At 64.3% G+C, this 6648-nt stretch carries 6 protein-coding genes; all 6 read right to left on the bottom strand.

Features of this window, described 5'->3' with window-relative positions:
- The coding region (locus EOD15_RS25455; protein ID WP_148129639.1) for a hypothetical protein at positions 1-350 on the bottom strand (350 nt) is incomplete at its 3' end.
- A 244-nt stretch (positions 351-594) separates the two neighbouring features.
- Entirely contained in the window at positions 595-1182 is a 588-nt protein-coding gene (locus EOD15_RS25460; protein ID WP_127322099.1) for a HutD family protein, read from the bottom strand.
- 12 nt (positions 1183-1194) lie between these two features.
- Complete coding sequence (gene hutU / locus EOD15_RS25465; protein WP_127322098.1) at positions 1195-2865, bottom strand: urocanate hydratase; 1671 nt, start codon at positions 2863-2865, stop codon at positions 1195-1197.
- A 26-nt stretch (positions 2866-2891) separates the two neighbouring features.
- On the bottom strand, positions 2892-3710 hold the full coding sequence (hutG, locus tag EOD15_RS25470) for an N-formylglutamate deformylase (RefSeq protein ID WP_127322097.1): 819 nt from the start codon (positions 3708-3710) through the stop codon (positions 2892-2894).
- A complete protein-coding gene (gene hutH, locus EOD15_RS25475) occupies positions 3710-5251 on the bottom strand; it encodes a histidine ammonia-lyase (RefSeq protein WP_127408954.1) in 1542 nt (513 codons plus the stop codon). Before hutH ends, hutG begins: the two co-directional genes overlap by 1 nt.
- A complete protein-coding gene (gene hutI, locus EOD15_RS25480; protein ID WP_127408955.1) occupies positions 5248-6483 on the bottom strand; it encodes an imidazolonepropionase in 1236 nt (411 codons plus the stop codon). Before hutI ends, hutH begins: the two co-directional genes overlap by 4 nt.
- Between the last annotated feature and the right edge of the window lie 165 nt (positions 6484-6648).

The raw sequence follows: 6648 nt of genomic DNA on the forward strand, positions 1-6648 counted from the left end.
CGATAGAAGCGGCGCGGCAGGTCGCGCTTGACCTGGAAAATGGTCTCTTCGACCAGGTAATTGTTGTCGAGCAGCCATTGTGCCGCCGGCGTGATCGTCTCGCCCCTCGCCTGCGCCGCATTGGTCGACCGGTAGACTTCCAGGATCTTCTTGGCGCTGTCCCGGATACGGGCCTGAAAATCGAAGGGCATCAGGCCGAACAGATCCGTGAGGTCGCCTTTTGCCAGGCTTTCGCCGAGCAGCCGAAGGCGCTCTTCGGGCAGGTAATTGGAGCGGATCGGCTCTTCCGTGATGGCCGGGAAGCTCGCGCTTGTCTTCTCGATTTGGGCAGGAGTCGTCTGGATATTCATTGAAAATTCCGTAAGCGGGCACTGAGCGGCGTCACCGCCACGGCAATGGCCCTAAAACCGGTTCAAATGCAATTGGTTGCATAAACCCCACTTGCCGAAAGTTTGTTTTTCTCAGCAAAACTCAAAGACAAGCACCCCACTTCCCGCCAGCCAGATCGGCGGAGAGGATTCAGGCTTTTTCGTGATGCCGCCAGCAGCTTACGCTATATTTCGCCGGTGCCGCGATCATGTTTGGAAACAAGCGTTAATCGTTGCCGGCGACAGAGCCGATCCGGATCACGAACAGCGTTGCCTCATGGGTGGGTTGGACGAGCAGGCCGGTGCTGACCGGACCGGACAGCAGCGTGTCGAGCGGCCCGAGGCGAACCGGTTCAGCGGCGGGCACGCTGACGTCGCCGTCCAAGCACAGGATGAGGGTTGTGCCGGCTTCAGTCCGGATTTCCACGGGGGCCGAAATCACCAGGCGTTCGACCGAATGTGTCATCCGGCTTCGGCGGGTCATGACATTGAGATCGGTGATCGGCCCGCCGATCAGCGCAGCCGAGGTCTGCACGTCGGCAGGGAAAGAAAACAGGTCGGTCGTCCTGTTTATGGATGTCGGCTGGTGGCTGGCAATCTCAAGGACGATGCCCTCGCCTTCGAGCACGGCAAGCGTGCGATCGATGCCGGCGAATTGCGAGAACGGCCCGCTCAATTCGACGCGCGCCATCGAGACGCGCCAGTCGAAGTCGTCGAGACCGGCACCCGAGGGCGAAACGGCGATTTCCGTCGTCACGCCGCCGCCGTTCTTCCACGGCATCGACCGGTATTCGGCTGCCCGCAGGATGCGCATCGGCTCAGCCAATCAGCCGAGAATGCCGGGCAGATTGAGCTGGTGCTCCTTGGCGCATTCGACGGCGATGTCGTAGCCGGCATCGGCATGGCGCATGACACCGGTCGCCGGATCGTTCCACAACACCCGCTCCAGGCGCCTTGCGGCGTCCGGCGTGCCGTCGGCGACGATGACCATGCCGGCGTGCTGCGAGAAACCCATGCCGACGCCGCCGCCATGGTGCAGCGACACCCAGGTGGCGCCGGACGCCGTGTTGAGCAACGCGTTGAGCAGCGGCCAATCGGACACAGCGTCCGAGCCGTCCTTCATGGATTCCGTTTCGCGGTTCGGCGAGGCGACCGAGCCGGAATCGAGGTGATCGCGGCCGATGACGACAGGCGCCTTCAGCTCGCCCTTGGCCACCATTTCGTTGAAGGCGAGGCCGAGCCTGTGGCGGTCGCCAAGGCCGACCCAGCAGATGCGCGCCGGCAGGCCCTGGAAGGCGATGCGCTCGCGCGCCATGTCGAGCCAATTGTGCAGATGGGTGTTGCCGGGCGTCAGTTCGCGCACCTTGGCGTCGGTCTTGTAAATATCCTCAGGATCGCCGGAAAGGGCTGCCCAGCGGAACGGCCCGATGCCACGGCAGAACAGCGGGCGGATATAGGCCGGCACGAAGCCGGGGAAGGCAAAGGCGTTCTCGAACCCCTCCTCCTTGGCCACCTGGCGGATGTTGTTGCCGTAGTCGAGCGTCGGCACGCCGGCGTTCCAGAACGCCACCATCGCCTCGACATGTTCGCGCATGGAAGCGCGTGCCGCCTTCTCGACCACCTTGGGGTCGCTGACGCGCTTCTCGCGCCACTCGGCCATCGTCCAGCCCTTCGGCAGGTAGCCGTTGATGGGATCATGCGCCGAGGTCTGGTCGGTGACCATATCGGGGCGAATGCCACGCCGGAACATTTCCGGGACGATCTCGGCCGTATTGCCAAGCAGGCCGACCGACTTGGCCTCCCCGGCCTTGGTCCAGCGTTCGATCTTTTCCAGCGCCTCGTCGAGCGTGTCGGCGCGCTCGTCGACGTAGCGGGTGCGCAGGCGAAAATCGATCGAGTCCGGGTTGCATTCGATCGCCAGGCAGCAGGCGCCGGCCATGACGGCGGCGAGCGGCTGGGCGCCACCCATGCCGCCGAGACCGCCGGTCAGTATCCATTTTCCCTTGAGATTGCCGCCATAGTGCTGGCGGCCGGCCTCGACGAAGGTCTCGTAGGTGCCCTGCACGATGCCTTGCGTGCCGATGTAGATCCACGAGCCGGCCGTCATCTGGCCGTACATCATCAGGCCCTTCTTATCGAGCTCGTTGAACTTTTCCCAATTCGCCCAGTGCGGCACCAAATTGGAGTTGGCGATCAGCACGCGCGGGGCGTCCGGGTGGGTGCGGAACACGCCAACCGGCTTGCCGGACTGGACCAGCAAGGTCTCGTCATCGGCCAGCGTCCTCAACGAGGCGACGATTCGGTCGAAGTCGTTCCAGGTGCGCGCCGCCCGGCCGATGCCGCCATAGACGACCAGTTCGTTGGGATTTTCAGCAACATCCGGGTCGAGATTGTTCATCAGCATGCGCAGCGGCGCTTCCGTCAGCCAGGAGCGCGCGCTGATTTCGGTGCCGCGCGGGCTGCGGACTTCGCGGATGTTGTGGCGAGGATTGTTCATGGCGTCACTCCATAAAAGGCCTGATGTCAGACGCGCGCCCAGGACGTCGCAGTCTCGAGGATTTTCCGCAGCGTGGCGCGGATCGGTGCGGCAAACTCGGCATCGTAAGGCACCGGCCAATTGTCCGGCGTACCCTTGCCATCGGGCTCGCGCATATAGCCGCGATTGGAGAGTTCCATCTGCAGCGCATGCACGCCTTGTTGCGGCTGGCCGAAATGGCGTGTGATCCAGCCACCCTTGAAGCGGCCGTTGATGACAAAGGTTTCACCGGTTTCGGCCATGATCTGGCCGACCATCGCCTGCAGCGTCGGATCGGCGCTCCTGCCGTCATTGGTGCCGAGGTTGAAAACCGGCAGCGTGCCTTCAAACAGGCGCGGCAGCACTGAACGGATCGAGTGGCAGTCATAGAGGACGATCTTTTCGTGCAGGCCACGCAACCGGTCGATCTCGACCTGCAAGGCGGCATGGTAGGGCCCGAAGAATTTCTCGCGACGCTCGTCGATCTCCGACGGCCCCGGTTCTTCGCCCTCGCGATAGAGCGGATCGCCATCGAAAGTCTCGGTCGGGCAAAGGCCGGTCGTCGCCTGGCCGGGGTAAAGCGAGGCGCCGGAGGGATCGCGGTTGACGTCGATGACGGTGCGCGAGATCGCGGTGTGCACCACCGTCGCCCCGAGGCCGGCAGCAAAGTCATAGAGATTATCGATCCACCAATCGCAGTCGCGGCGGCCGAGCCAGGGCGAGACCAGCCGATTCTCAAGGCCGGCGAGGTCGATGCCGGTGTGCGGGATCGACACCAGCAACGGGGCTGTGCCGGGCGTGACCGTCAGCCAGGGCGCGCTTGCCATCACATCGCTCCGGAAATCGACGGCAGAGCCACGCCGCTGGCGGCCACGATGGTCGCACCGCTGCGCACCATGGCGATGGCTTTTTCCATATCGGGGTGGAAATGGCGGTCATTGTCGAGATGCGGCACTTCGGCCCGGACCAGCTTGCGCACTGCCTCCAGGGCGTCGCTCGAGGCCAGCGGCGCATGGAAGTCGCAGCCTTGGGCCGCGGCCAGCAATTCGATGCCGATCACGGCGGTGGCGTTCTCGACCATGCCGATCAGCCGGCGCGCGCCATGCTCGGCCATCGAAACATGGTCTTCCTGGTTGGCCGAGGTGGGGATCGAATCGACGCTGGCCGGATAGGCCTTCTGCTTGTTCTCCGAAACGAGCGCCGCCGCCGTCACCTGCGGGATCATGAAGCCGGAGTTCAGCCCGGGCTTCGGCGTGAGGAAGGCCGGCATGCCGGAAAGTGCCGGATCGACCAGCATGGCGATGCGGCGTTCCGACAGCGAGCCGATCTCGCAGACGGCGAGAGCGATCATGTCGGCGGCGAAGGCCACCGGCTCGGCGTGGAAATTGCCGCCGGAAAGTGCGGTGTCATCCTCGGCGAAGATCAGCGGATTGTCGGTGACGCCATTGGCTTCGGTGCCCAGCGTGTCGGCCGCCTGGCGCAGCACGGTGAGTGCGGCGCCCATGACCTGCGGCTGGCAGCGCAGGCAATAAGGGTCCTGCACGCGTTCGTCGCCAACCCGATGCGATTCACGGATGGCGCTGCCGGCCATCAGATTGCGCAGGGCGTCGGCCGTCTCGATCTGGCCGGGATGCTTTCTCAGCACATGGATGCGCGGATCGAAGGGGGCGTCGGACCCTTTTGCCGCGTCGGTCGACAGGGCACCGGCGACCAGCGCCGATTGGTAGAGCACTTCGGCCTCGAACAAGGCGGCCAGCGCATAGGCGGTCGAAAATTGGGTGCCGTTGAGCAGCGCCAGGCCCTCCTTGGCGCCCAGTGTCACCGGTTCCAGTCCATGCGAGACGAAGGCGACCTTGGCCGGGAAACGGCCATGCGGGGTGAAGCATTCGCCGACGCCGATCATCACCGCCGTCATGTGCGATAGCGGGGCAAGGTCGCCGGAGGCGCCGACGGAACCTTGCGCCGGCACCACCGGGATGACGTCGTTGGCCAGCATCGCTTCCAGCAACTCGATGGTCTGCGGCCGCACGCCGGAGGCGCCCTGCGCCAGGCTGGCGAGCTTCAGCGCCATCATCAGCCGGCAAACGGCAACCGGCATCGGCTCACCAACGCCGGCGGCGTGCGACAGGACGATGTTGCGCTGCAAGGTCTCGAGATCCTCGGCCGGGATGCGGACGCTGGCCAGTTTGCCGAAGCCGGTGTTGATGCCATAGACCGGCTCGCCCTTGGCAACGATCCTGGCGACGGCCTCGGCGCTCGCCTTGATTTTCGGCCGGCAGGCATCCTCCAGCTTGGGCACGGCGCCACGATAGATGACGCGCCAGTCGGCCAGCGTCGCATTGCCGGGCTTCAGGGTCAGTTCGGTCATTGTCCTCTCCAGATGCGGGCATGCAGCGGGTTGAAGCCCATGCGGTAGACGAGTTCGGCGGGGCGCTCGATGTTCCAGATCGCCAGGTCGGCGGATTTTCCGACCTCAAGCGTGCCGGTTTCTCCCAGCAAACCAAGCGCGCGGGCGGCCTCCCGGGTGACGCCGGCAAGGCATTCATCGACGGTCAGGCCAAACAGGGTCGCGGCCATGTTCATGGTCAGAAGCAGTGAGGTCAGCGGCGAAGTGCCGGGATTGTTGTCGGTGGCGACAGCCATCTTGACGCCGTGCTGGCGAAACAGGCCGATCGGCGGCTTCTTGGTTTCGCGAATGAAATAGTAGGCGCCGGGCAAGATCGTCGCCACGGTTCCGGCCTTGGCCATCGCCGCTGCACCGGCATCATCGGTGTATTCGAGATGGTCGGCCGACAGCGCACCGTAACGGGCGGCGAGTTCGGCGCCATGCAGGTTGGACAGCTGGTCGGCATGGAGCTTGACCGGCAGGCCTGCTGCTTTGGCCGCATCGAAGACGCGCGCCATCTGTTCCGGCGAAAAGGCGATGCCTTCGCAGAAACCGTCGACGGCATCGGCCAGCCCCTCGGCGGCAACCGAAGGAAGAATCTCATTGGCGACCAAATCGATAAAAGCGTCCTTGTCGCCCTTCGCTTCCGGCGGCAGCGCGTGAGCGCCGAGGAAGGTGGTGCGGATCGTCACCGCCCGTTGCGCGCCCAGTTGGCGGGCCGCACGCAGCGATTTCTTCTCGTTTTCGAGGTCGAGCCCGTAGCCGGACTTGATCTCGACGGTGGTCACGCCTTCGGCGATCAGCGCATCGAGGCGCGGCAGCGATTGAGTGACCAGTTCGTCTTCGCTGGCGGCGCGCAAGGATTTGACCGACGAAACAATGCCGCCGCCGGCCCGGGCGACCTCTTCATAGGTGGCGCCGGCCAGCCGCATCTCGAATTCGTTGGCGCGGTTGCCGGCGTGGACCAGATGAGTGTGGCAGTCGATCAGGCCAGGCGTGATCCAGCGGCCCTCGCAATCGACCGTTTCTGCGGCCAGGGCAAGTGTCGGGGGCAGCTCCGACTCGGGGCCGGCATAGACAATGCGGCCGTCACGCGCAGCGACCGCGCCATGTTCGACGACGCCAAGTCCGGCAGACCCGTCGGCCATTGTCGCTAGCCGCGCATTGCGCCACAGACGAAGATCCCCTGTTCGGCTTTTGCTCTGTCCAGCCATCATCTTTTCCGTTTCAATCGATGACGATTATGTATATACATATTGAAACGCACTGCAAGTGCCATCATCGCATGAGAGACAGAGAACCGGAGAGAAAAGTGGCAGCGATCTTTGCGGAACAGGCGCTCCTTCCCAATGGCTGGCGCGATAATGTGCGGCTCACCC

This window comes from Mesorhizobium sp. M7A.T.Ca.US.000.02.2.1 (assembly GCF_003996995.1).
Taxonomy (GTDB): domain Bacteria; phylum Pseudomonadota; class Alphaproteobacteria; order Rhizobiales; family Rhizobiaceae; genus Mesorhizobium.

Bases quoted from the DNA above. Each gene is read 5' to 3' on its own strand.
- EOD15_RS25460 (WP_127322099.1), bottom strand. From the start codon at position 1,182: ATGCGCATCCTGCGGGCAGCCGAATACCGGTCGATGCCGTGGAAGAAC.
- hutU (WP_127322098.1), bottom strand. From the start codon at position 2,865: ATGAACAATCCTCGCCACAACATCCGCGAAGTCCGCAGCCCGCGCGGC.
- hutG (WP_127322097.1), bottom strand. From the start codon at position 3,710: ATGGCAAGCGCGCCCTGGCTGACGGTCACGCCCGGCACAGCCCCGTTG.
- hutH (WP_127408954.1), bottom strand. From the start codon at position 5,251: ATGACCGAACTGACCCTGAAGCCCGGCAATGCGACGCTGGCCGACTGG.
- hutI (WP_127408955.1), bottom strand. From the start codon at position 6,483: ATGGCTGGACAGAGCAAAAGCCGAACAGGGGATCTTCGTCTGTGGCGC.